The sequence below is a fragment of the Paenirhizobium naphthalenivorans genome (genome assembly GCF_007992095.1).
Taxonomy (GTDB): Bacteria; Pseudomonadota; Alphaproteobacteria; order Rhizobiales; family Rhizobiaceae; genus Allorhizobium; species Allorhizobium naphthalenivorans.
On sequence record NZ_BJZP01000001.1, the window covers coordinates 278,075 to 302,658 of the forward strand.

At 61.0% G+C, this 24,584-nt stretch carries 26 protein-coding genes; 12 read left to right on the top strand and 14 right to left on the bottom strand.

Features of this window, described 5'->3' with window-relative positions:
- Window positions 1-199 precede the first annotated feature (199 nt).
- Together glnA and RNA01_RS01295 are read right to left on the bottom strand one after the other, a co-directional pair.
- Window positions 200-1,609 carry a type I glutamate--ammonia ligase gene (gene glnA, locus RNA01_RS01290; protein WP_147178124.1) on the bottom strand — a complete coding sequence of 470 codons (1,410 nt, stop codon included), beginning with the start codon at window positions 1,607-1,609 and terminating at the stop codon, window positions 200-202.
- Between the two features lie 66 nt (window positions 1,610-1,675).
- The gene (locus tag RNA01_RS01295) at window positions 1,676-2,014 is read right to left on the bottom strand and encodes a P-II family nitrogen regulator (RefSeq protein WP_015916113.1); all 339 of its coding nucleotides are present in this window, start codon (window positions 2,012-2,014) and stop codon (window positions 1,676-1,678) included.
- A gap of 345 nt (window positions 2,015-2,359) precedes the next feature.
- On the opposite strand from RNA01_RS01295, the gene RNA01_RS01300 reads away from it, so the two are divergent.
- Window positions 2,360-3,829 (top strand): NAD(P)H-hydrate dehydratase, encoded by a 1,470-nt coding sequence (locus RNA01_RS01300; protein ID WP_147178126.1) that lies wholly within the window; start codon window positions 2,360-2,362, stop codon window positions 3,827-3,829.
- Between the two features lie 75 nt (window positions 3,830-3,904).
- Here the strand turns inward: RNA01_RS01300 and RNA01_RS01305 are convergent, their stop codons facing one another.
- The 4 genes from RNA01_RS01305 to uvrA form a co-directional block, all read right to left on the bottom strand.
- Window positions 3,905-5,551, bottom strand: coding sequence for a Na/Pi cotransporter family protein (locus RNA01_RS01305; protein WP_147178128.1), 1,647 nt, complete (start codon window positions 5,549-5,551; stop codon window positions 3,905-3,907).
- A 190-nt stretch (window positions 5,552-5,741) separates the two neighbouring features.
- A complete protein-coding gene (locus RNA01_RS01310; RefSeq protein WP_147178130.1) occupies window positions 5,742-6,545 on the bottom strand; it encodes a DUF72 domain-containing protein in 804 nt (267 codons plus the stop codon).
- A 4-nt stretch (window positions 6,546-6,549) separates the two neighbouring features.
- On the bottom strand, window positions 6,550-7,335 hold the full coding sequence (locus tag RNA01_RS01315; protein ID WP_147178132.1) for a hypothetical protein: 786 nt from the start codon (window positions 7,333-7,335) through the stop codon (window positions 6,550-6,552).
- Window positions 7,336-7,342: 7 nt separating this feature from the next.
- Window positions 7,343-10,267 (bottom strand): excinuclease ABC subunit UvrA, encoded by a 2,925-nt coding sequence (uvrA, locus tag RNA01_RS01320; RefSeq protein WP_147178134.1) that lies wholly within the window; start codon window positions 10,265-10,267, stop codon window positions 7,343-7,345.
- Window positions 10,268-10,543: 276 nt separating this feature from the next.
- On the opposite strand from uvrA, the gene RNA01_RS01325 reads away from it, so the two are divergent.
- Both RNA01_RS01325 and RNA01_RS01330 read left to right on the top strand, forming a co-directional pair.
- Window positions 10,544-11,071 carry a single-stranded DNA-binding protein gene (locus RNA01_RS01325; RefSeq protein ID WP_147178136.1) on the top strand — a complete coding sequence of 176 codons (528 nt, stop codon included), beginning with the start codon at window positions 10,544-10,546 and terminating at the stop codon, window positions 11,069-11,071.
- 90 nt (window positions 11,072-11,161) lie between these two features.
- A complete protein-coding gene (locus tag RNA01_RS01330; protein ID WP_147178137.1) occupies window positions 11,162-11,416 on the top strand; it encodes a hypothetical protein in 255 nt (84 codons plus the stop codon).
- A 72-nt stretch (window positions 11,417-11,488) separates the two neighbouring features.
- Here the strand turns inward: RNA01_RS01330 and RNA01_RS01335 are convergent, their stop codons facing one another.
- Window positions 11,489-12,118 carry a MarC family protein gene (locus RNA01_RS01335; RefSeq protein ID WP_147178138.1) on the bottom strand — a complete coding sequence of 210 codons (630 nt, stop codon included), beginning with the start codon at window positions 12,116-12,118 and terminating at the stop codon, window positions 11,489-11,491.
- A gap of 190 nt (window positions 12,119-12,308) precedes the next feature.
- On the opposite strand from RNA01_RS01335, the gene gyrA reads away from it, so the two are divergent.
- Window positions 12,309-15,110, top strand: coding sequence for a DNA gyrase subunit A (gyrA, locus tag RNA01_RS01340; RefSeq protein ID WP_147178139.1), 2,802 nt, complete (start codon window positions 12,309-12,311; stop codon window positions 15,108-15,110).
- A gap of 102 nt (window positions 15,111-15,212) precedes the next feature.
- Here gyrA and RNA01_RS24300 read toward each other — a convergent pair whose 3' ends face one another.
- The 3 genes from RNA01_RS24300 to RNA01_RS23595 all read right to left on the bottom strand — a co-directional run bounded on the left by RNA01_RS24300 (window position 15,213) and on the right by RNA01_RS23595 (window position 15,813).
- On the bottom strand, window positions 15,213-15,347 hold the full coding sequence (locus RNA01_RS24300; protein WP_268906677.1) for a hypothetical protein: 135 nt from the start codon (window positions 15,345-15,347) through the stop codon (window positions 15,213-15,215).
- A gap of 60 nt (window positions 15,348-15,407) precedes the next feature.
- Complete coding sequence (locus RNA01_RS23590; protein ID WP_170253317.1) at window positions 15,408-15,557, bottom strand: hypothetical protein; 150 nt, start codon at window positions 15,555-15,557, stop codon at window positions 15,408-15,410.
- 82 nt (window positions 15,558-15,639) lie between these two features.
- The gene (locus RNA01_RS23595) at window positions 15,640-15,813 is read right to left on the bottom strand and encodes a hypothetical protein (protein WP_170253318.1); all 174 of its coding nucleotides are present in this window, start codon (window positions 15,811-15,813) and stop codon (window positions 15,640-15,642) included.
- Window positions 15,814-16,011: 198 nt separating this feature from the next.
- Between RNA01_RS23595 and coaD the strand changes: the two genes are divergently transcribed.
- The 6 genes from coaD to tgt all read left to right on the top strand — a co-directional run bounded on the left by coaD (window position 16,012) and on the right by tgt (window position 20,407).
- Complete coding sequence (gene coaD / locus RNA01_RS01345) at window positions 16,012-16,506, top strand: pantetheine-phosphate adenylyltransferase (RefSeq protein ID WP_147178140.1); 495 nt, start codon at window positions 16,012-16,014, stop codon at window positions 16,504-16,506.
- 26 nt (window positions 16,507-16,532) lie between these two features.
- Window positions 16,533-17,102, top strand: coding sequence for a peptidylprolyl isomerase (locus tag RNA01_RS01350; protein ID WP_147178141.1), 570 nt, complete (start codon window positions 16,533-16,535; stop codon window positions 17,100-17,102).
- A gap of 34 nt (window positions 17,103-17,136) precedes the next feature.
- Window positions 17,137-17,646 carry a peptidylprolyl isomerase gene (locus tag RNA01_RS01355; RefSeq protein ID WP_147178142.1) on the top strand — a complete coding sequence of 170 codons (510 nt, stop codon included), beginning with the start codon at window positions 17,137-17,139 and terminating at the stop codon, window positions 17,644-17,646.
- Window positions 17,647-17,729: 83 nt separating this feature from the next.
- Complete coding sequence (locus RNA01_RS01360) at window positions 17,730-18,179, top strand: DMT family transporter (protein WP_147178143.1); 450 nt, start codon at window positions 17,730-17,732, stop codon at window positions 18,177-18,179.
- 4 nt (window positions 18,180-18,183) lie between these two features.
- Window positions 18,184-19,272, top strand: coding sequence for a tRNA preQ1(34) S-adenosylmethionine ribosyltransferase-isomerase QueA (queA, locus tag RNA01_RS01365; RefSeq protein ID WP_147178144.1), 1,089 nt, complete (start codon window positions 18,184-18,186; stop codon window positions 19,270-19,272).
- A gap of 4 nt (window positions 19,273-19,276) precedes the next feature.
- Entirely contained in the window at window positions 19,277-20,407 is a 1,131-nt protein-coding gene (gene tgt, locus RNA01_RS01370) for a tRNA guanosine(34) transglycosylase Tgt (RefSeq protein ID WP_147178145.1), read from the top strand.
- 132 nt (window positions 20,408-20,539) lie between these two features.
- Here the strand turns inward: tgt and RNA01_RS01375 are convergent, their stop codons facing one another.
- From RNA01_RS01375 to RNA01_RS01385, 3 genes are all read right to left on the bottom strand, one after another.
- The gene (locus RNA01_RS01375) at window positions 20,540-21,148 is read right to left on the bottom strand and encodes an alpha/beta hydrolase (RefSeq protein ID WP_147178146.1); all 609 of its coding nucleotides are present in this window, start codon (window positions 21,146-21,148) and stop codon (window positions 20,540-20,542) included.
- Window positions 21,149-21,150: 2 nt separating this feature from the next.
- The gene (locus tag RNA01_RS01380; RefSeq protein ID WP_147178147.1) at window positions 21,151-22,128 is read right to left on the bottom strand and encodes a glutathione S-transferase family protein; all 978 of its coding nucleotides are present in this window, start codon (window positions 22,126-22,128) and stop codon (window positions 21,151-21,153) included.
- A gap of 113 nt (window positions 22,129-22,241) precedes the next feature.
- On the bottom strand, window positions 22,242-22,478 hold the full coding sequence (locus RNA01_RS01385; protein WP_147178148.1) for a hypothetical protein: 237 nt from the start codon (window positions 22,476-22,478) through the stop codon (window positions 22,242-22,244).
- A 245-nt stretch (window positions 22,479-22,723) separates the two neighbouring features.
- On the opposite strand from RNA01_RS01385, the gene recX reads away from it, so the two are divergent.
- A complete protein-coding gene (gene recX / locus RNA01_RS01390) occupies window positions 22,724-23,290 on the top strand; it encodes a recombination regulator RecX (protein WP_268906678.1) in 567 nt (188 codons plus the stop codon).
- A 168-nt stretch (window positions 23,291-23,458) separates the two neighbouring features.
- Here recX and sdhC read toward each other — a convergent pair whose 3' ends face one another.
- On the bottom strand, window positions 23,459-23,848 hold the full coding sequence (sdhC, locus tag RNA01_RS01395) for a succinate dehydrogenase, cytochrome b556 subunit (protein ID WP_147178149.1): 390 nt from the start codon (window positions 23,846-23,848) through the stop codon (window positions 23,459-23,461).
- A gap of 167 nt (window positions 23,849-24,015) precedes the next feature.
- Between sdhC and RNA01_RS01400 the strand changes: the two genes are divergently transcribed.
- On the top strand, window positions 24,016-24,576 hold the full coding sequence (locus RNA01_RS01400; RefSeq protein WP_170253319.1) for a TetR/AcrR family transcriptional regulator: 561 nt from the start codon (window positions 24,016-24,018) through the stop codon (window positions 24,574-24,576).
- Window positions 24,577-24,584 lie beyond the last annotated feature (8 nt).

The following is a 24,584-nucleotide window of genomic DNA, read 5'->3' on the forward strand; positions in this document are numbered from 1 at the left end:
CGTCAAGGCTGCGGCCATAGCAAGCACTCCACATCGATCCGAGAACCAGTGCCCCGGTAATGGAGACAAAGCCGCTGCTGAGCGGAATGCCTGTTATTTTCCGCCTATCATCAAGAGCGAAAAAAGCCGGCGCCTCTCGCGAAGCGCCGGTTCTCGAAAATCCCCATCCGGCCCGCCTGAACGGGCCAAAGGCGGTTGATCAAACCGAGTAGTACATGTCGAATTCGACCGGATGCGGAGTCATCTCGAAGCGCATGACTTCGGCCATCTTGAGCTCGATGAACGAGTCGATCTGGTCATCGTCGAAGACGCCGCCGGCGGTCAGGAACTTGCGATCCTTGTCGAGGCTCTCAAGCGCTTCGCGCAGCGAACCGCAGACGGTCGGAATCTTCTTCAGTTCCTTCGGCGGCAGATCGTAGAGATCCTTATCCATGGCCTTGCCGGGATGGATCTTGTTCTTGATACCGTCGAGGCCGGCCATCAGCATGGCGGCAAAGGCGAGGTAGGGGTTGGCGGTCGGGTCCGGGAAGCGGACTTCAACGCGCTTGGCCTTCGGGTTCGAGCCGAACGGAATGCGGCACGAAGCCGAACGGTTGCGGGCCGAATAGGCCAGCAGAACCGGCGCTTCATAGCCCGGGACCAGACGCTTGTAGGAGTTGGTCGACGGGTTGGTGAAGGCGTTCAGTGCCTTGGCATGCTTGATAATGCCGCCGATGAAGTAGAGGCAGCTTTCCGAAAGACCCGCATATTCGTCACCGGCGAAGGTCGGCTTGCCATCCTTCCAGATCGACAGATGGACGTGCATGCCCGAACCGTTGTCGCCGAAGATCGGCTTCGGCATGAAGGTTGCCGTCTTGCCATAGGCGTTGGCGACCTGGTGCACGACGTATTTGTAGATCTGCATCTTGTCGGCGTTGCGCACCAGCGCGTCGAACTTGATTCCGAGTTCGTGCTGGGCGGCCGCCACTTCGTGATGGTGCTTTTCGACCACGACGCCCATTTCCGACAGCACGGTCAGCATTTCGGAGCGCATGTCCTGCAGGCTGTCGACCGGCGGTACCGGGAAATAGCCGCCCTTGACGCGCGGACGGTGGCCGAGGTTGCCGGTTTCATAGTCGGTGTCGTCGTTCGACGGCAGTTCGGTCGAGTCGAGCTTGAAGCCGGTATTATACGGATCGACCTTGTACTTCACGTCATCGAAGACGAAGAACTCGGCTTCCGGGCCAACAAACGCGGTGTCGCCGATGCCCGAAGCCTTGAGGTAGGCTTCAGCCTTCTTGGCGGTGCCGCGTGGGTCACGGTTGTAAGCCTCGCCCGAAACCGGATCGAGGATGTCGCAGATGATGACCATGGTCGACTGGGCGAAAAACGGGTCCATATGAACCGTGTCCAGATCCGGCATGAGAACCATGTCGGACTCGTTGATCGCTTTCCAGCCACCAATCGAGGAGCCATCGAACATCACACCGTCGGCGAACATGTCTTCGTCGACGCAGACGACGTCCATCGTGACGTGCTGCAGCTTGCCCTTCGGATCGGTAAAGCGCAGGTCGACGAACTTGACGTCGTTGTCCTTGATCTGCTTCAGAATGTCTTGTGCGGTCGTCATTGTCGAATTCCTTGAGTGTGATGACGATGATTTGACCCGGCGACCCTCGATGGGCTCGGGCCGAGACTAGATAGCGTCGACGCCGGTTTCGCCGGTACGGATACGGACGACCTCTTCGACGTTGGACACGAAGATCTTGCCGTCGCCGATCCGGCCGGTCTGTGCCGCATTGCGGATCGCGTCAATGACAGCCTCGACGTTCTCGTCGGCGAGTACAACCTCGACCTTGACCTTCGGCAGGAAGTCCACGACGTATTCCGCACCGCGGTAAAGTTCTGTGTGACCCTTCTGCCGGCCGAAGCCCTTGGCTTCCGTGACCGTAATACCTTGCAGTCCGACTTCCTGAAGAGCTTCCTTCACTTCGTCGAGCTTGAAAGGCTTTATGATCGCTTCGATCTTTTTCATGAAAAAATCTATCTCCGCTTCCCTCAAAATGGCGGACACTCCCGCTCGGCCTAACTTATGCATGTAACGTGCCAGTCACGACAGATTTTTTGGCCAAAATCGGAAAAAATTCGCGTTCCCGATACAAATCTTGCGCAACACAGGGCAAAACACCAGTCCATTTTGACCGAAATTTCGCTTTTGCCGCAGTTCTTTTGTCGCAGCCGCTATTCTCATTTCGCGGGCGCAGCATTTTCGGATGGGTGAAAATGCTCATATTTTATGCATATGCACGTGTCGCACCCATTTTCCATTTCAAGGCCCCGCCCGGTTTCCCAGGCGCCTGAAATCTGCTTTGATGGCGCCATGAACGACAATCTCGGAAACTGGCTCCTGACCCCGGCTGCCATGGGGCGGGCGGACCTGGCAGCGGCCGGCTCGGGCATCGACTCCTATGGTCTGATGGAGAAGGCGGGGCAGGCGGTCGCTGCGGCGGCTCTCAGGCTCTTTCCGGGTGGGTTGCGTTTTGCCGTTCTCTGCGGGCCCGGAAACAATGGCGGGGACGGTTATGTGGCGGCGCGCGCCTTGGCGGAAGCGGGCGCGCCGGTCGCCGTCTTTCATCTCGGCGATCCGGCCCGACTGAAGGGCGATGCGGCCACGGCGCATACGGCTTGCTGGCTGTCGGCAGAGCCGCTGGAGCGTTATCAGGCCCGGGCGGGAGACGTCATTATCGACGCTATCTTCGGTGCCGGTCTCGACCGCACCGTGCCGGCCAGCGTCGCGGACGCGATCACTGCGGTCGATGGACTCGGCCTGCCGGTCATCGCCGTCGACCTGCCTTCCGGTCTCGACGGCCGGTCGGGCAGGGTGCTCGGAGCGGCCTTCCGCGCCGTCCATACCGTGACCTTCATGACACGCAAGCCCGGCCATTTGTTGATGCCGGGCCGCATGCTGTGTGGCAGCGTCGAAGTCTTCGACATCGGCATTCCCAGGCGCATTCTGGCCGCCGAACTCGGCACGGTGGCGGTCAACGGTCCGGAGGTCTGGCGTCGCGTGTTGCCGCAAGGTGACGGCGAAATGCACAAGTTCCGCCGTGGCCACCTGACGGTTTTCAGCGGGCCGGCCCATGCGACCGGCGCCGCGCGTCTCTCGGCCATGGCCGGGCTCAAAGCGGGCGCCGGACTGGTGACTGTTGCCTCTCCGTCCGAGGCTTTGGCAGTCAACGCCGCACAGCTTACTGCCGTCATGCTCAAGGCGATCGACAGCCGGGGCGACCTGGAGGCCTATCTCTGCGACCCCCGTCACGGCGCCTTCGTGCTCGGCCCCGGCTTCGGCGTCGCCAAACGGGCGCGCGACTTCGCGCTGGCGCTCAGGGATCGGCGGCTCGTCCTCGACGCCGATGGCATTACCGCCTTCCGCGACGAACCGCATTCGCTGTTCGAGGCCTTTGCCGACGGCGACGTTCGGCTGGTGCTCACGCCGCATGAGGGCGAGTTCGGCCGGCTCTTCCCCGATCTCGCCACCGATGACGGTGCCAGCAAGATCGACAGGGCGCTCGCCGCCTCCGCCCGCGCCCATGCCGTCGTCGTCTACAAGGGGTCGGACACGGTGATCGCAGGCCCGGACGGCCGCGCGCTGATCAATACGAACGCCCCGCCATCGCTGGCGACCGCCGGATCGGGCGACGTTCTTGCCGGCATCATCGGCGGGCTGCTGGCGCAGGGCATGCCGACCTTCGAGGCTGCCGCTGCCGGGGTCTGGCTGCATGGCGAGGCGGCAACCCGCGCCGGCGCCAGCCTGACGGCCGAGGAACTCATCACGCATATTGAACGCTAGCATCAGAATGCCCCGTTTCCTCGACAGCCAGGATCGCCATATCGCTTGCGAGCCTGCACCGCCTTGGGATCGGGCCTAAAGCAGCCGGCTGCGGCGCAGCATGCCTTCGGTTTCAAGCAGAGGATAGCCGATCGAGACGAAAAGCGAGTTGATCTCCTTGAGGTCGCGCATTGTGTCGATATGCAGAGAGCTTGATTCCAGGCTCGCCACGTTGCCATTGCGCAGCCGCTGCATGTGCTGCTCCTCGCTGGTGCGCACGAGGTTTCGCACCGCTTCCTTACGCGCGACCAGCTGCCGGGCATGTTCGACGTCGCGGTTGACCAGGAGATTGAAGGCGAGGCGGGCGTTCCTTGCCACCTCATTATGCATGGTAGTCAGTTCCGCCCAGCCTTCGGGAGAAAAGGCGGTGTTGCGATCATGCTTCTTGCGAACGCGGGTCGCCATGTTCTGCGAAATGATGTCGGCAGCCTGCTCGATCTTGATCGTCGTGCCGAGAAGGTTCTGACATTGCGCGGCGGACACTTCGTCAAGTGCGCTCTCCGAGATTCGGGCCAGATAGAACTTGATGTCGCGGTGGATGGCGTCGATCTCGTCGTCGAGCGCCGCGATCCGTTCCATTTTCTTCGGATCCCAGGTCTCATAGAGATCGAAGATCCAGTTGAGCATGACCTCGGTCTTCTCGCAGACCGTCAGGACCTCGCGCGTCGCATTGCTGATCGCCTGGCGTGGATTGGCAAGGTCGGCCGGATTGAGCACGGACAGCCGAACCGGCGCTGCCGTGTCTGGCGAAGGCTTGGCGAATAGGCCCGCCAAAAGGCGGGCGACGAGACCGCTGAATGGCAGGCCGAAGAAAAGAACGGCGGCGTTGATCGCCAGATGAACCATGACCACCGCGTCGCCCGGCGGACCTGCCAGCAGCAGGGGATCAAGCTGAACGGCGAATTGCAGAGCGAGCGCGATCAGGGTGGCCAGGCCACGGATCACGACATTGCCGAGCGGCACGATGCGCGCGCCGGGCTCCGCGTTTTTCGTCAGGATGGCGCCAATCACCGCCGCGCCGAAATTGGCGCCAAGCACGAGCGGAATGATCAGCGCGGGAGGCAAAAGGTGGCGATCGGCCAAAGAGGCGAACAGCAGGATAGTCGCGACGCTGGAATGAAACGCCCAGGCGAGCAATGCGGCCAGAAGGAAGGCGGTGATCCAGTCGCGCGACAGATAGTTCAGCACCAGCGGCAGGATCTCGCTCGAACGCAGCGGATCCGACGCTTCGCCGATCAACCGCAGCGACAGCAGGAGCAGGCCGAGGCCGAACAGGATGCGGCCGGCCTGACGCCAGTTGCGTTCCTCGGAGGCGCGAAAGGCGATCGTCCCCATCAGCAGCAGGATCGGGATCAGCAGCGACAGATCATAGCGCAGGATACGCACGACGAAGGCCGAGCCGACGTCGGCGCCGAGCAGGGTGGCAACGCCGATGCCGGCCGAGACATAGCCACCGGCGACGAAGGAGGAGATGATCAATGCAACGGCGGTGGCGCTCTGCAGGGCGATAGCGAAGAAGAAGCCGGCGACCGCCGCAGAGAAACGATTGCCGAGCGCCAGCCGCAGCCGGTCCTTCAGCACATTGCCATAGGCGCGCTCGATACCGGTGCGCACCATGCGGGTCGCCCAGAGCAGCAGGGCGACCGCCCCTGCGAGATTGATGAAGACGACGATCCCTGACATGCGGCATTCCGAAATGAAGGGGCCGGGACGCGTGCGAAAGCATCCGGCAAGCTGGACAGACTCGGCCGCAACCGCGCAAAAAAACGATCGGCCGACCTGCCAACGCTAGTCCAGATTTGCCAAGGTCACAACGTCACGGCGGGACGGCCGATGGAAAGATCAGCCGGAGGCGCCAGGCGGCACCCGGCCGTCAGGCGACGGCCTGCTGGAGCATCCGCGCGCCGTTCGGCGCATTGACCTTGCCGCCGGTGATGAAGAAGGCGAAGACGTCCCGCGGTCTATCCTCGACCGACCGCACGCCATCGATGATGGCAAGATCGTCCGGCACCTTGCCTTTGGCATAGGTCTTTAAGCGCTTGCCCCAGACATCGATCTGCTGCGGCGGATAGCAGGTGGGGATGTCGTCCGCGCCCTTCTGTAAGCGTGCATAGACGAAATCGGCCGTGACATCGGCGAACATCGGATAATCGTGGTGATCGGCGCAGACGGCGGCCACCCCGTGTTCCGCCAGCATGTCGATGAACTCCGGCACAAGAAACGAGCCATGGCGTGGCTCGACGACGTGGCGCAGCGGTCGCCCATCAAGCTCTTTCGGCAGGAGGGCGAGAAAGGCGCGGAAGTCCTCGGGCTCGAACTTCTTGGTCGCCATGAATTGCCAGAGGATCGGGCCGAGCTTGTCTCCCAGTTCGGCGATACCCTGCGTGAGAAATTTCTCGATCGACGGCCCGGCCTCCGCGAGCACCTTGCGGTTGGTGCAATAACGGCTGGCCTTCAGCGAGAAGACAAAACACTCCGGCGTCTCTTCGGCCCATTTGGCGAAAGTGGCCGGTTTCTGGCTGGAATAATAGGTGCCGTTGACCTCGATCGCCGTCAGCGCGCGGCTGGCGAATTCGAGCTGCCGCTTCTTGGTCAGCGTCTCGGGATAGAAGGTGCCTTCCCAGGGATCGAAGGTCCAGCCGCCGATGCCGGTGCGGATTGTGCCGGATTGGGTCATGAAGCTAATCCCTTGGCTGTTTGTCCAGCCACGCGGGCAAGCGGGGCGGAAATTCCCCGGTACGCCGGTGGATTCTAAAAATGAAACTCCATCGAATAAAGTCGATATTCTTATCAAATGAAAACGGAAAAAGAATAATAACTGAAAATAATATAGGATAGAGCGCCAGTCCCCATCCGACAAATGATATAAATGAGGGAATTGATACAATTCCGACATCTCGAATCGCTGCTACACCTGTTTTTATGGAGACATAGTAGCAGAATCCTACGATAGCAAAAAAAGGTAAGACCATAGTCAGAAGGCTTACTAAGGAAACAAAGTGATGTGCGATTCTTGATTTCAAAAACCTGAACTGTGGAACAACTGTGGCAGACCAAGCACCACTGCCTTCAAACAACGTTGTAATCGACCAAACTGAATCGAATTTGAACAATTGATTTGATGCCACCCGAATGAACTCGTTCAAAACAAAATAGTTCAACAATGCAATCAATGATACAAAAAGACATAAAGAAAGCGCGAAATTCACGTAAACTGACGGTATCGAGAGATCGATCAATTGCAACTGAATATCTAACGAACCCCTGTTCGTATTAAGCCAAAAAGCCAGGACTATGGAGAGGCCAAGTGCCTTAATGGAGGAAGCTAAGGTCTGCGCCCGCTCTCCGACGAGCTTTTCCATTATGTCTAAGGAAGCGCGACTAAGTTGCCAGACGCGAAGCGCTCTACGAAAATCGTGTGCCGCGAGCCGCACAAGCGTAATTCTTCTCCTCTTCCTATTAGACATTTGACAGTCACTCCGCCGCCTGGCGCTTCTTCAGCGGCCGCCGCTCCAGCAGCTCCTTGAGGAACTGACCGGTGTAGGAGGCCTCGACCTTGACGATGTCCTCGGGCGTGCCTTCGGCGACGATCGTACCGCCGCCGTCGCCGCCTTCGGGGCCGAAGTCGAGGATCCAGTCGGCGGTTTTGATGACCTCGAGATTGTGCTCGATGACCACCACCGAATTGCCCTGATTGACCAGTTCCTGCAACATTTCCAGCAGCTTCGCCACATCGTGAAAATGCAGGCCGGTGGTCGGTTCGTCGAGGATGTAGAGCGTTCGGCCGGTCGATTTCTTCGACAGTTCCTTGGCCAGCTTGACGCGCTGCGCCTCACCGCCCGATAGCGTATTGGCCTGCTGGCCGACCTTGATATAGCCCAGCCCCACGTCGAACAGCGCCTGCAACTTGTCACGTACCGCCGGCACGGCGGAGAAGAATGCCACGCCTTCCTCGACCGTCATGTCCAGCACGTCGGCGATCGACTTGCCCTTGAAGGTGACGTCGAGCGTCTCGCGATTGTAGCGCTTGCCGTGGCAGACGTCGCAGGTGACATAGACGTCGGGCAGGAAGTGCATCTCGATCTTGATCACGCCGTCGCCCTGGCAGGCCTCGCAGCGGCCGCCCTTGACGTTGAAGGAGAAGCGGCCCGGCTGGTAGCCGCGCGCCTTGGCCTCGGGCAAGCCGGCGAACCAGTCGCGGATCGGGGTGAAGGCGCCGGTATAGGTGGCCGGGTTGGAGCGCGGCGTGCGGCCGATCGGCGACTGGTCGATGTCGATCACCTTGTCGATGAATTCGAAACCGTCGATCCGTTCGTGCTCGGCGGGGTTTTCGCGCGCGCCCATGATGCGACGGGCGGCCGCTTTGTACAGCGTCTCGATCAGGAAAGTCGATTTGCCACCGCCCGATACGCCGGTCACGGCGGTGAACACGCCGAGCGGGATCGCGGCGGTGACGTTTTTCAGGTTGTTGCCCTTGGCGCCGACGACCTTGATCTGCTGGCCCTTCTTCGGCTTGCGCCGCGCGCCCGGCACGGCGACGCCGAGCTGACCGGTGAGATATTTGCCGGTCAGCGAGTTCGGGTTGGCCATGATGTCCTGCGGCGTGCCTTGCGCGATCACCTCGCCACCGTGGATGCCTGCCGCAGGGCCGATGTCGACGACATAGTCGGCGGTCAGGATCGCGTCCTCGTCATGCTCGACCACGATCACCGTATTGCCGATGTCGCGCAGATGCTTGAGCGTGTCGAGCAGACGGGCATTGTCGCGCTGATGCAGGCCGATTGACGGTTCGTCCAGCACGTAGAGCACGCCGGTCAGCCCCGAGCCGATCTGCGATGCGAGCCGGATTCGCTGGCTTTCACCTCCCGACAGCGTGCCGGAATTGCGCGACAGACTGAGATAGTCGAGGCCGACGTCATTGAGGAAAGCCAGCCGCTCGCGGATCTCCTTGAGGATGCGCACGGCGATTTCATTCTGCTTGGCGGTGAGCTTTTCCGGCAGGTCGACGAACCAGTTGCGGGCGATCCGGATCGACATTTCGGTGACCTGGCCGATATGCAGCCCATTGATCTTGACGGCGAGTGCCTCGGGTTTCAGCCGGAAACCATTGCACGACGGGCAGGGGGCCGCCGACATGTAGCGTTCGATCTCCTCGCGCGCCCAGGCGCTGTCAGTCTCCTTCCAGCGGCGCTCGAGGTTGGGAACGATGCCCTCGAAGGTCTTGGTGGTCGTATAGGCGCGTGCGCCATCAGCATAGTGGAACTCGATCGCCTCCTCGGTGCCGTAGAGGATCGCCTTTTGCGCCGCTTCCTTGAGATCCGACCACTTGGCCGACAGCTTGAAGCCGAAGGCCTTGCCAAGCGCCTCAAGCGTCTGGTCGTAATAGGGCGAGGAGGACTTCGCCCAGGGCGCGATTGCCCCGTCGTTCAGTCGCCGCTGGCTTTCCGGCACGATCAGAGCGGTATCGATCTTCTGCTGGAATCCCAGTCCGTCGCAGGTCGGGCAGGCGCCGAAGGGATTATTAAAGGAGAACAGCCGCGGCTCGATCTCGGGAATGGTGAAGCCGGAGACGGGGCAGGCGAATTTCTCCGAAAACAGCACACTCTCATGGGTATCGTTGAGCGACTTGTTGGCCGCCCCCCCGGCCGCCGTCTCTTCCGGCGGCAGCGGCTTGTCGGCGAATTCGGCGATCGCCAGACCGTCTGAGAGCACATGCAGGCAGGTTTCGAGACTGTCTGCCAGGCGACTGGCGATGTCGGGCCGGACGACGATGCGGTCGACCACCACGTCGATGTCGTGCTTGTACTTCTTGTCGAGCGCCGGAACCTCGGCGATTTCGTAGAATTGGCCGTCGACCTTAACGCGCTGGAAGCCCTTTTTCATCAGGTCCGCCATTTCCTTCTTGTACTCGCCTTTGCGACCGCGCGCGAGCGGCGCCAGTACGTAAAGGCGCGTGCCTTCCTCGAAGGCGAGGATGCGGTCGACCATCTGGGAAACCGTCTGGCTCTCGATCGGCAGACCAGTCGCTGGCGAATAGGGAACGCCGACGCGGGCGAACAGCAGACGCATGTAGTCATAGATCTCGGTCACGGTGCCGACCGTCGAGCGCGGGTTGCGCGAGGTCGTCTTCTGCTCGATCGAAATGGCCGGCGAGAGGCCGTCGATCTGGTCGACGTCCGGTTTCTGCATCATTTCGAGGAACTGGCGGGCATAGGCCGACAGACTCTCGACATAGCGGCGCTGGCCTTCCGCATAGATGGTGTCGAAGGCAAGGGACGACTTGCCGGAACCCGAAAGGCCGGTCATGACGATCAGACTGTCACGCGGCAGATCGAGATCCACGCCCTTAAGGTTGTGTTCGCGGGCGCCGCGGATGGAAATATACTTCAAATCGCTCATGGACTGGTCTCGACTGGACAAAGCTCTGCGGGGAGGGCACTCGGGAGGAGAGCACTCTCTATTTAGTGACGACCGCGCCCCTGTCGAGCCGAACGAGGAGAAACAGGGGCGGAAAATGATTCTATTGACAGCATCCTAGTGTATTATTAGAACAAATAAAGAACGTTTTCGTTGTGGATTATCCCCGATCACCGCCCAACCGCCGGACGGTTTGGTTTAAGGTGGGCGGATTTCTCTGTTTCGGAGCCGCATGATGGCGGCAGCAAGGTGTGTATTATGGCTGGTAGCGTCAACAAGGTTATTTTGGTCGGCAATCTCGGCGCCGACCCTGAAATCCGCCGGACCCAGGACGGCCGGCCGATTGCCAATCTGCGCATCGCCACGTCCGAAACATGGCGTGACAAGAACACCGGCGAGCGCAAGGAAAAGACCGAGTGGCACACCGTGGTGATCTTCAACGAGGGTCTGTGCAAGGTCGCCGAGCAGTATCTGAAGAAAGGCTCGACGGTTTATGTCGAAGGTGCGCTTCAGACCCGCAAGTGGCAGGACCAGAGCGGCCAGGACCGGTATTCGACCGAAGTCGTCTTGCAGGGCTTCAATTCGACGCTGACCATGCTCGGCGGCCGCGGCGACGGCGGCGGCGCATCGCGCGGCGGCAGTGACTTTGGTGGTGGTTATGGCGGCGGCGATGACTATGGCTCTCCGTCGGCGCCCGCCCGCGGTGGCGCGCAGTCGCGCGGCGGCGCGAGCGCTCCTCCCTCGGGTGGCTTCTCCCGCGACCTCGACGACGACATCCCGTTTTGATCGGCAGCGGCGCTTCGGCGCCGCTTTTCATTTGAGCGCCGGTCGCGGGCTTGCGCGAGGCTGGTTCGGGCAGCATGGAGGGAGAGCATCGTGACTGAAACAAACAGCGACAAGGGCCCGGCGAGCTGGCGTATCATCCTCGCTTTCGTACTGGACCTTTTCTCCGCCTTTTTCGTACTGGGCTTTGCCGTCGCCTCGGTGGCCGGCGGACGGACGGAGGAGGGGTTCCAGCTGAACGGTATGCCGGCGTTTGTTCTGTTCGCCCTGATCATTGCCTATTTCGTCGTCTTCAACCGCTACCTCGGCGGCACGATCTGGAAACGCATCCTGAAGGCGCAGCGCTAGAACAGCAGTACAGGAGGACAAGGCGGGCAGTGACCGGCCGTGGTACCCCCGATCGGGTATATGCGCCTCGCATCAGTCGCCGAATGCCGATTTGATCCCGTCGACGACAAACTGCACCGAGAGGGCAGAGAGCAGCACGCCGAGCAGGCGGGTCAGCAGCGCCCGGCCGGTGACGCCAAGGAAGCGGTTCAATCGCTCGGCGAGGATCAGCGCGGCAATGACCAGCGCCACGCAGACGGCGATGACGCCGATCAGCTGTGCCGTTCCGGCGACCCCCTGCATCGTGCCGGCGATCAGCACGGTGGCGGATATAGCGCCCGGTCCGGCGATCAGTGGAATGGCAAGGGGAAAAACGGCCAGGTTATGGATATGGTCCTTGGTGATCGCCGCATCCGTGGTCTTTTCCTTGCGCTCGTTGCGCTTCTCGAAGATCATCTCGAACGAGATGGCAAACAGCATCAACCCGCCGGCAATACGGAAAGCCCCCATCGAAATGCCGAGCGCGCCGAGAATGCTGGCGCCGAACAGGGCGAAGACGGCGAGGATGGCAAAGGCGATCAGCGAGCCCCGTACCGCGACGTGGCGGCGCTCCGCGCGGGTCATGCCGTGGGTGAGGCCGAGAAACAACGGTGCGAGCCCCGGCGGATCGACGGTGACCAGCAGCGTGGTGAAAGCGTTGATCATCGCATCGGTGCCGGCCATGTTTTCTCCCCGCGTTTTGAAGGCATTTAAATGCGAGCCGGACGCCCTTGGCAAGTTCTTGATCGTCCTGCCTTTCCCAAGCCGTAAAAGGCTGTTTATAACCACGCTCGGAGTCCGGGCGAAATTGGCGCTTTCCAGCCCTTTCGGCTATAAACTCCGCAGTGATTCCGAACAAAGATCGTGACCTGATTTGACTGAGCAAAACACTCCCGGCGGCGGCAAGTACCCGCAAGGCATTGAGCCGATTTCCATCATGGAGGAAATGCAGCGGTCGTATCTCGATTACGCGATGAGCGTTATCGTGAGCCGCGCGCTTCCCGACGTCCGCGACGGTTTGAAGCCGGTGCACCGCCGCATCCTGTTCTCGATGAGCGAGATGGGGATCGACTGGAACAAGAAATATGTGAAGTCGGCCCGCGTCACCGGTGACGTGATGGGTAAATACCATCCGCACGGCGACGCCGCCATCTACGACGCGCTGGCCCGTATGGCGCAAGACTGGTCGCTACGCCTGCCGCTGATCGACGGTCAGGGCAATTTCGGCTCGGTCGACGGCGATCCGCCGGCTGCCCAGCGTTATACGGAGTGCCGGCTTGAGAAAGTCGCCCATTCGCTGCTTGACGACCTCGACAAGGATACCGTCGACTTCCGCGAAAACTATGACGGGACGATGCAGGAGCCCTCGGTCGTTCCGGCGCGGTTCCCGAACCTGCTGGTCAATGGCGCCGGCGGTATCGCCGTCGGTATGGCGACCAATATTCCGCCGCATAACCTGGTCGAAGTCATCAACGGTTGTGTGGCACTGATTGACAATCCGGCGATCGAGCTGTCGGAGTTGATGGAACTCATTCCTGGACCGGACTTTCCGACCGGCGCCATGATCCTCGGCCGTTCGGGCATCCGCTCGGCCTATGAAACCGGCCGTGGCTCCGTCATCATGCGCGGCGTTGCCCGCATCGAGCCGATGCGCGGCGATCGTGAACAGATCATCATCTCGCAGATCCCCTATCAGGTGAACAAGGCGACGATGATCGAGAAAATGGCCGAGTTGGTGCGCGAGAAGCGCATCGAGGGCATTTCCGATCTGCGTGACGAATCCGACCGCGACGGCTACCGCGTGGTGATCGAGTTGAAGCGCGACGCCAATGCCGACGTCGTCCTCAATCAGCTCTATCGATATACGCCTTTGCAGACCTCGTTCGGCTGCAACATGGTGGCACTCAACGGCGGCAAGCCGGAACAGATGACGCTGCTCGACATGCTGCGCGCCTTCGTTTCCTTCCGCGAGGACGTGGTCAGCCGGCGTACCAAGTACCTGTTGCGCAAGGTGCGCGATCGCGCCCATGTCTTGGTGGGACTTGCCATTGCGGTAGCCAATATCGACGAAGTCATCAGTCTGATCCGCCGCGCGCCCGACCCGGCGACGGCTCGCGAGCAGTTGATGACCCGCCGCTGGCCGGCCCAGGACGTCGAATCGCTGATCCGTCTGATCGACGATCCGCGTCACCGCATCAACGAGGACATGACGTACAACCTGTCGGAAGAGCAGGCCCGTGCCATCCTTGAGCTGCGTCTCGCCCGCCTGACGGCGCTCGGTCGCGACGAAATCGACGAAGAGCTTAACAAGATCGGCGCCGAGATCAGCGATTACCTCGACATTCTTTCATCGCGTGTGCGCATTCAAACGATCGTCAAGGAGGAACTCACTGCCGTTCGTGACGAATTCGGTACACCGCGCCGCACCGAGATTATCGAGGGCGGTCCGGACATGGACGACGAAGATCTGATCGCCCGTGAGGACATGGTGGTCACCGTGTCGCACGCCGGCTACATCAAGCGCGTACCGCTCGCCACCTATCGTTCGCAGCGTCGCGGCGGCAAGGGCCGTTCCGGCATGGCGATGAAGGACGAGGATTTCGCGACCCGCCTCTTCGTCGCCAACACCCATACGCCGGTGCTGTTCTTCTCCTCGCGCGGCATCGTCTACAAGGAAAAGGTCTGGCGTCTGCCGATCGGCACCCCGACCTCGCGCGGCAAGGCGCTGATCAACATGCTACCGCTGGAGGCGGGTGAACGCATCACGACGATCATGCCGCTACCCGAGGACGAGAAGAGCTGGGACAATCTCGACGTCATGTTCGCGACGACCCGCGGCACGGTTCGCCGCAACAAGCTCTCCGACTTCGTCCAGGTCAACCGCAACGGCAAGATAGCCATGAAACTCGAGGACGAGAGCGACGAGATCCTCTCCGTCGAGACCTGCACCGATCGCGACGACGTTCTCATGACGACAGCGCTCGGTCAGGCGATCCGCTTCTCTGTGGATGACGTCCGCGTCTTTGCCGGCCGCAATTCGATCGGCGTTCGCGGCATTTCGCTGGCCGAAGGTGACCGCATCATCTCGATGACGATCCTTGGCCATGTCGACGCCGATGCCTCCGAGCGCGCCGCCTACCTTAAGCGTTCCGCCGCCGAGCGGCGTGCCATGGGTGCAGACGAAGAGGAAATCGCTTTGGTCGGCGAGGACGTCGGTGAGGTCGGAGATCTGAACGAGGAGCGCTTCCTGGAGCTCAGGGCACGCGAGCAGTTCGTGCTGACGGTCTCCGAGCGTGGCTACGGCAAGCGGTCGTCGTCCTATGACTTCCGCATCTCGGGTCGCGGCGGCAAGGGTATCCGCGCAACCGACACGTCGAAGACGGCGGAGATCGGCGAACTGGTTGCTGCATTCCCGGTCGAGGACAAGGACCAGATCATGCTGGTCTCTGACGGAGGGCAGCTGATCCGTGTTCCGGTCGACGGCATCCGCATCGCCAGCCGCGCCACCAAGGGCGTCACGATCTTCTCGACCGCCAAGGACGAAAAGGTCGTCTCGGTCGAACGCATCAGCGAGCCGGAAACCGACGAGGAGGGCGAGGCGGATGACGAGACCATCGTCACCGACGGCGAGCCCGAAACCGGTGACGACGCGGCCGCGACGGACACCCAGGAATGACAAGAAAGCCCGCCGGAGACGGCGGGCTTTCTCGTTGAAGGTCAGCTTTTAAACGGGGGCGGTAAGGTAGGCGTACAACGGCGAATTGCCCGTAAGCAGCCCTCAGAACGCGCGGTGACGTTCCGTCATGGTGCGGAAGTCATCGCCCTCCCGGCGCAAGGCACGGATTGCCGAAACCGCCGAGGCTAGGAACATGCCGCAGATCAAGGCGGCCAGAACTGTCAACGTTATGAACATGTTCTCCCTTTCCCTTCCTGTGCTAGGCGCCTTGCGCCTGTGTTTGATTTTTCAAAGTGCTCAGCGACCGATCGGATAGTAGCGCGCGAGCTGCGGACCGTAATTGCTCGCGTCGGCCTTCTCGCTCATGTAGAAAGTGGCGGACGTGGCAAGCATTGCCGTCATCATCCCCACCCATACTAGATTGATCATCGTAACCTTGTCGTGCATCGAAGTCGTCCTTTCGGAATACGGCCTGGATTGCCGTAAAAATGCGCGGCACGGACAAACGTTCCATGCCATTTAATCGTTTTTAAAGGATGCGAGCTGAAACGCGCCTTAACGGTCCGTTCATCTGGCGTTCATCTTCGCGCATCCTGTGTCCGGCGGCCGGCAGACCTGTCTCGATATAGGCGCGCAGCAGCAGCAGCGCGAATTCGGTGAAAAGTCCTGCGAGGACGGCGAAAATGGCGAGAAGTGCGAGCATTGTTTTCCCCTTGCATGACCTCGGCGGCGTGTTTGCCTGCCCGTTCTGACAGCGTTATGAACGCCCGCCGCTGAAGTTGCCTTGAACATGTCATTCATCGCTTGTTCATCCGGCGGGCGGGGGCGGTCAGCCCCCAAATGACTTGCGGCTGGCGCGCTTCCGTGACAAAAGGCGGTCGAAACCAACCATCGGGCTGCCATGACGATCGCTTTTTATCCAGGCTCCTTCGATCCGATGACCAACGGTCATCTCGACGTGCTCATGCAATCGTTGAATGTCGTGACGAAGCTTGTCGTGGCGATCGGCGTTCATCCCGGCAAGACGCCGATGTTCAGCTATGCGGAACGGGCCAACCTCATCGGTGCGGCGATCGCCGAAAGCCTGCCTGACCGAGCAGGGGATGTCACTGTGGTGTCCTTCGACGGTCTTGCCGTCGACGCGGCGCGCCAGAACGGCGCCAATATCCTTATTCGTGGCCTGCGCGACGGCACCGATCTCGACTATGAAATGCAGATGGCCGGGATGAATCACCAGATGGCGCCGGACCTGCAGACGGTCTTCCTGCCGGCCGGAACTGCGTCCCGGCCCATTACCGCCACATTGGTACGCCAGATCGCCGCCATGGGTGGCGATGTCAGTGCCTTCGTTCCGCCCGTCGTCTTTACGGCGTTGAAGGCCAAGCTTTCGCGCTGATCATCATTCACGCTCTTGGAGTGATCATGAAACTCTTTCAATTCGCCGCAGCCCTGTTTCTCGCCATCGCCGCTGCCGGTTCGGCAGGCGCCCAGTCAAACGACAACATGCTGACCATCGAACTCAAGGACGGTCCCGTGGTGATCGAACTCATGCCGGACGTCGCGCCCAAACACGTGGCGCAGATCAAGGAGCTAGCCTCCAAGGGTGAATATGACAACGTCGCCTTTCACCGCGTGATCGAGGGCTTCATGGCCCAGACCGGCGATGTCGAGTTCGGCGATATGGAAGACGGTTACAATGCCGGACGCGCCGGCACCGGCGGCTCCAAGCTGCCCGACCTTCCGGCCGAGTTCTCCAAGGTCCCCTTCGAGCGTGGCGTCGTCGGAATGGCCCGTTCGCAGGACCCGGACTCCGCCAATTCGCAGTTCTTCATCATGTTCGCCGACTATCCGCCGCTCAACGGCCAATACACCGTGGTCGGCAAGGTCGTGTCCGGTATGGAATTCGTCGACAAGATCAAGCGTGGCGACGGCGGTAACGGCGAAGTCACCGACCCGGACCGTATGGTCAAGGTCACCGTCGGCAAGAAGTAACAATCGGGCATTTGCCCCAAAGAGGAGAAATATCATGGCCGAGATCAAGGATCCGGAAAACACCGTCATCATGGAAACCACCAAGGGCAAGGTCGTGATCGCGCTCTTCCCGGATTTGGCCCCCGGCCATGTGGCCCGCATCAAGGAACTGTCGCGCGAAGGCGCCTATGACGGCGTCGTCTTCCACCGCGTCATTCCCGACTTCATGGCCCAGACGGGCGACGTGAAGTTCGGCAAGAAGGGCGGCGAGAGCTTCAACCCGGGCCGTGCCGGCATGGGCGGTTCGGACAAGCCGGACCTGAAGGCCGAATTCTCCGCCACCCCGCACGTGCGCGGCACCTGCTCCATGGCCCGCTCGCAGAGCCCGAACTCGGCCAATTCGCAGTTTTTCGTCTGCTTCACCGATGCGCCGTGGCTCAACAAGCAGTATTCCGTCTGGGGTCAGGTCATCGAAGGCATGGACGTCATCGATCAGATCAAGAAGGGCGAGCCTGTCAGCGATCCTGACTCGATCGTTTCGATGAAGGTTGCCGCCGACGCCTGATCGTCGTCGCAGTCACCACGCCGCCGGTCCTGACATCAGGGCTGGCGGCTTTTTCCGTTTTGGCCTTTCTGAGGGACAGGACCATGGCTTCTCTTCTGTGGGCGCTGCTCGGCATCGCGGCCGGCGCGGCGATCGCCATCCAGGCGCCGATCAATACGCTGCTTGCCCGAGGCCTCGGCCTGCTGGTGGCAGCGGCCTGTGTCTCGTTTCTCGCCGGCGCGGCAATCCTCGGCGTCATCTCGTTTGTCATGGCGCGCGCCCAGGGCAGGATGCCGGATTTCGGTGCGCCCGCTCCCTGGCTCTATGTGGCCGGCGGCGCGCTCGGCACCCTTTACGTGACGACGGCGATCCTGCTGACGCCACGCATCGGCGCCGCCGCCGTGATGGCCTTTGCCGTCACCGGCCAGTTGATGGCGGGGCTTCTGATCGACCGGGTCGGTTTTCTCGGCGTCGCCGTTCGCGAACTGAGCCTGGGACGCATCGCCGGTGCGGTGTTGCTGATCTCCGGCGCCGTCATGATCCGGCTGCTGTGACATCATGCGCGTAGACCAGTTCGATTTCGATCTTCCAGACGAGAATATCGCGCTTCGGCCGGTGAGCCCGCGTGACCATTCCCGGATGCTCGTTGTTCGCCCGGACGGCGAGTCGGTGCTCGAAGATGCCCACGTCTACGATCTTCCATCCTTCCTTCAACCCGGCGACGCGCTGGTGTTCAACGATACCAAGGTGATTCCGGCCCAGCTCGAGGGCGTTCGTCTGCGCGATGGCGCCGAGCGTACCCCCGTTTCCGCAACGCTGCACATGCGCGTTGATGGCGCCCGCTGGAAAGCCTTTGCCCGGCCGGGCAAGCGCATCAAGGTCGGCGACCGCATCGAGTTCGGCCATTCCGGCAATGACGCCTGCCTGCTCGGCACACTCAGGGCCGTCGTCGAGGAGAAGGGCGAGGCGGGCGAGGTGACCCTGCGCTTCGACTTCTCGGGCGCCTCCCTCGACGAGGCGATCGCCACCGTCGGCCATATCCCGTTGCCGCCCTATATCGCCTCCAAGCGCCACGAGGACGAAAAGGATCGCAGTGACTACCAGACCATGTATGCGCGGGAGGAGGGCGCGGTCGCGGCCCCCACCGCCGGCCTGCACTTCACCCCGGACCTGTTTGCGAGACTCGATGCCGCCGGGATCGAGCGCCATTTCGTCACGCTGCATGTCGGCGCCGGCACATTCCTGCCCGTCAAGGCCGAAGACACCGCGGACCACAAGATGCACCACGAGATCGGCCACGTCTCGGCCAAGACCGCGGCCGCGCTCAATGCGGTGAAGGCCCGTGGCGGGCGGATCGTCTCGGTCGGAACCACGTCGCTACGTCTGCTCGAAAGCGCGACAACCGATTCCGGCGAGGTCCAGGCATGGTCCGGTTCGACTGACATCTTCATTACCCCCGGCTACCGCTTCAAGGCGGTCGACGTGCTGATGACCAATTTCCACCTGCCGAAGTCCACGCTGTTCATGCTGGTCTCGGCCTTTGCCGGCTTCGAGACGATGCAGGGCGCCTATGCCCATGCCATCACCGATGGCTACCGTTTCTATTCCTATGGCGATTCCAGCCTGCTGTTCCGGAAAGACACCTGAACCGATGCACGACACATTCCAGTTCACCCTGAAAGCCACCTCCGGCAAGGCCCGCCTCGGCGAGATCTCCATGCCTCGCGGCGTGATCCGCACCCCGGCCTTCATGCCGGTCGGCACCGTGGGCACGGTCAAGGCGATGTATCTCGACCAGGTCCGGGAAGGCGGCGCCGACATCATTCTCGGTAATACTTACCACCTGATGCTGCGGCCGGGCCCGGAGCGTGTCGCCCGGCTCGGCGGCCTGCACGAGCTGATCCGCTGGCCGCATCCAATCCTCACCGATTCCGGTGGTTTCCAGGTCATGTCGCTGTCCGGGCTCCGCAAGCTCGACGAACAGGGCGTTACCTTCAAGAGCCACATCGACGGCTCTCTGCACCACATGTCGCCCGAGCGTTCGATCGAGATCCAGGGTATGCTCGATAGCGACATCCAGATGCAGCTCGACGAATGCGTCGCCCTGCCGGCCGAACGCAACGAAATCGAGCGCGCCATGGAAATGTCGCTGCGCTGGGCCGAGCGCTGCCGGATCGCCTTTGGCGAGCAACCGGGAAAGGCCATGTTCGGCATCGTCCAGGGCGGCGATATTCCGGATCTGCGTATCCGTTCGGCCGAAGGCCTGAAACAGCTCGACCTCAAGGGCTATGCGGTCGGCGGTCTGGCCGTGGGCGAGCCGCAGCATGTCATGCTGGAAATGCTTGGAATCACGCTGCCGGTACTGCCGACGGAAAAGCCGCGCTACCTGATGGGCGTCGGCACCCCCGACGACATCCTCAAGTCCGTGGCACAGGGTATAGACATGTTCGACTGCGTCATGCCGACCCGCTCCGGCCGCCATGGTCTGGCGTTCACCCGCCGCGGCAAGGTCAATATTCGCAACGCCCGCCACGCCGAGGACATGCGGCCGCTCGACGAGCAGTCGAACTGCCCGGCCAGTCGCGAATACTCCCGTGCCTACCTGCACCACCTCGTCCGCTCGAACGAGGCGCTCGGCGGCATGCTGCTGTCGTGGAACAACCTGTCCTACTACCAGGAACTGATGCAGGGCATCCGCAAGTCGATCGACGAAGGCCGCTTCGAGGACTTCATGGCTGAAACCCAGGAGATGTGGGCGAGGGGCGACATCGACCCCATCTAAAGCAAATCCAGCAAAAGTGCGCAGCGATTTGCGTCTTGAATTGCGTAAAAACAAGCAGATAGGAGATCGCAGGCGACTCGGTTTTCGCCGGCGATGTTCTCGTACGAGGCCAAGGTCGAAGACGAGGCTAAGTCAGGCGAGATGGCTGGCGAGGAATTCCCCCGCCAACTCAGCGCCTTTGGCCGAGATCGTATGCTCAAGTGCCGGAATGATCCGGCTTTCGACATCGACGCCTTGTTGGTGCAGGGTGGCCGCCGCCTTGACCGTCTCTGCGGCGGGAATGACGGAATCCGCGCCGCCGTGCACGAGTAGAACCGGCGTCGTCTTGCCCGGCGACAGCGGAACCGGCGAGGCGAGCCGCCCGGAAAAGCCGACGATCGCGCCGACTGGCCAACGCCCGGACGCCAACGCGTCGAGCGCCATGATCGTGCCTTGAGAAAAGCCGACGAAGGCGACACGGTCGAGTTTTTTGGCAAATCCAAAAGCATCGATAGACTGACCAATGACTCGATCGAAATCGGCGCGGGCGGCCTCGATACGACCGGCTCGGTTTTCCTCGGTCACACCGGCGATGCTGAACCACTGATGCCCCATGCCGTAGGGAAAGGGGAAGGGCGCATCGGGCGCGGCGAAAGCTGTGCCGGGCAGGCTGCCCTTCCACATATCGGACAACGGCAGGAGATCGGCACCGCTGCTGCCCACGCCATGGAGGAGGATGACAAGGTTTCTTGCGTCTTGCACGGTCAGATCCTCGGTAAAGCGACTGGATCGAGACCCGGCAGGTCCGGACCGACGGGAACGATCCGGTTCGGATTGAGCGCCTTGATCGAATAGTAGCCGTGCTTGATATGCGCAATGCTGACCGTCTCGCGAACGCCCGGCAGGGCGAGGATGCGCAGCATGTAGGCGGACAGCGCCGCATAATCGGCAAGGCGCTGCAGGTTGCACTTGAACAGCCCATGGTAGGCGGCATCGAAACGCACCAGTGTGACGAACAGGCGGACATCCGCTTCGGTGATCCGCTCGCCGCTCAGATAGGCGCGGCCATCGGAGAGGTGGGATTCGAGCGTTTCGAGCATGGCGAAAACATCGGCGAAGGCCTCTTCATAGGCCACCTGCGTGGTGGCGAACCCGGCGCGATAGACGCCGTTGTTGAACTTCGGATAGATCTCGGCGTTCAGCGCCTCGATCTCGGCGCGCAGCGCTTCCGGGTAAAGGTCGATGTCGTTCCTGGCCAAAGAACCAAAGCCGGAGTTCATCATGCGCAGGATGTCGGCGGATTCGTTGTTGACGATCGTCCCGGTCTTTTTGTCCCACAGCACCGGAACGGTGGCGCGGCCTGTGTAGGCCGGATCGGCCTTGGTGTAGATTTCATGCAGGTAGGTCGCCCCGTTCTGCGGATCGCGATCGGCGCCAGGAAAGTCGCCGAAACGCCAGCCGAAATCGGTAAGCGCCGGCTCCACCACCGAAACCGAAATCACATCCTCGAGCCCCTTCAGCTTGCGACCAATCAGCGTGCGCGAGGCCCAGGGGCAGATCAGCGCGACATAGAGGTGATAGCGCCCAGCCTCGGCCTTGAAACCGCCGGTTCCGGTCGGACCAGCGTCACCGTCCACGGTGACCCAGTTACGGAAACCGGATGTCTGGCGGACAAAACCACCCTTGGCGTCGGTCGCCTGCACCGGCTGCCAATCGGCAGTCCATTTTCCATTGACCAGCATGCTGCTGCCTCCTGTTCGTTGCCAAGGCAGACTTAGGGCATGCCGGCCACAGAAGGAATGCCCAAGACCTCGGACAAACCGTCGCCGGATGACGAACAATCGGGTGAGGGAGGTTAGCCCCGGCTATCGATCCGCTGCGGCTTTGCCTGATCAGCAGACGAGGGCAGCCGCGGCAGGCTCATGGCCTCCAAAAGGGAGTCACAGATCGCATTGCGCAACTGCTTCGATGTGCGGACCGTAAGCTTCTTGTCGAGCCATTGTGCCGCCTGCATCAAACCAACGCCTTCGCGCAAGACTATTTCTTCAGCCCGGTGCAAGGCCCATACTTCAAGTTGTTCGCGATCGTTCATGGCTTCACTTCCAGCTCCGCGACAAATTGTATTTTCGATTCGCTACCGAAGAATATCATAATGTGTTTTTGTTGCGAACAGCGGGCTTCAGACAGCTTAGACTATTGTCAATTCAACAACGTCTGGAGCCTATCTGTACCGGCGACCCAATTGACCGATGCGGGATGGCGGGACTGTCCGCATTTGTGATAATCCGACCCGCACATACCTTTGACAGACGTGACAGATTCAGGAATCCGCAGGCCGTGAGGGATGACGATCACCAAGAGCCGCCGGCGTCCGAGACACCGACGCCGCGCATGTACGCCTGGTCGCGCAATTCGGCGCTCTACCGCTTGTCGCGCCGGATGATGACAGAGCGGGAGCTGGCCGATGCCATCGGCCGCAAGGCCAGGCAGAAATTCGAGGATATTTCCGAGGCTCAGGTGAGGGCACTGTCGGTCGCCGCCGTGGAATTCGGCCGCACCATGCTGGCGCTCGACGACGTGGCCTATGCCGAAATCCGCGCGCGGTCCTCGGCGCGCGGCGGAAAATCCCGGCGCGCCATCGGCCGCAAGCTGATCGAAAAAGGCGTCGACCGCGAGACCGTGAAGCAGGCGCTGGCCGACACCGACGATTTCAACGCGGCCCTGGTCTTTGCCCGCAAACGCGCCTTCGGTCCGTTCCGCAAAGTCGAACTCGACGAGAAACGTCAGGCGAAGGAATTTTCCGCCTTCGCCCGCAATGGCTTCAGCTTCGAGATCGGGAAAAGGATTCTGGGCATGGAACGCGAGGAGGCCGAAGAGCTCTTGGCCGACCGGCCATTTGCTTGACGCCGTGGCGCACGGCAACGGCACGTGATCGTCTGGCTGACCGGCTTGTAAGGGAGGAGCAGGGGCGGGGTAGGACGCGCCAAATAGGCTTTAGCTTACGTGGTTTGATATCGTCCGGCGGGTAAGCCATTCTGCCGGTTTGTGTCGGGGAACGACCTCCAAGGCGCTTCAGCGTATCCAGATGTAGCTCCAGAATACAGCAGTGATGGCCAGTGAGCATATAAACGTTGCCGCCGCCGACCGACTTGATGCTGTGCGCCCATAGCCCTTTCCAACATCCATAAAAAAGTGCCGAATGCCTGACGACATGTGCTGGAACAACGACCATGTGAGGCCGACAAGTATCAGTTGGCCAAGCCAACCGCCGGCAAAAGAAACGAACGTCGCGTAGCTGTTCGGACCCATTGCAGCCGCCATCAGGTACCACGTGAACATTCCGATACCGACGATGTAGAGGCCAATCCCCGTTATCCTGTGAGTGATTGACGAGATGGCCCAGACCTGCCAGCGCCAGATCGTAAGGTGTGGAGAAGTCGGCCGGGACTGGGGGCGCTGCAAATGCCTATCCTCTATGAAAAACAACAGATACGAATTGTATTCAGATACAATATGAATTTAGAAATGTCAATTTGAGTACACTATGAATCTGGATTTGGCTCAGATATCAACAATGGAGGAATTCTCAGCGAGACAGAGAGATGGCGCGTCTATCCAGAGCCGAAACCATGGCTATTACCCGAAACAAGCTGATCAACTCAGCTCTCCAAACGTTCTTAAAAGTCGGGTTTTCAGCTGCAACGATTGACGGCATCGCCGAGCAGGCAGGCTTTTCGCGAGGAGCCTTTTACGCCCATTTCTCATCGAAGGAGCAGATTTTCCTGGAGATTATCGCCTCACAGGCCGACGATGTGACGCCTAAGTTGATTGCTAAGATCGAGGGCGCCTCGAACGCGTCCGACGCGATCGAGGCGGTTTCACGCTGGGCGGAGGAGCGAAGTCAATCACAGGACTTGGTGGTCTTGATGATGGAGGTCATGCAGCTGGCAAAGCAGAATGGCACTCTGGACGAGCGATACACTCGGCTTTTCAAAAAGAACTGGTACGCCGTTGGTGAAGCTCTTCGACCATTTTTTCCCGAACAGCGGATGCCAGGAAGCCCTGAGGAGATCATCGCAATTATCGTGGCATTGAGCTATGGGCCGGTTGTCAGTGGAGCCGGGGGCTTCAGTTCCGGTCGCCTGGTCAAGCTTGTCCTGACGGCGATGATGTTGCCGCATTCTAGTTGACCGAACTG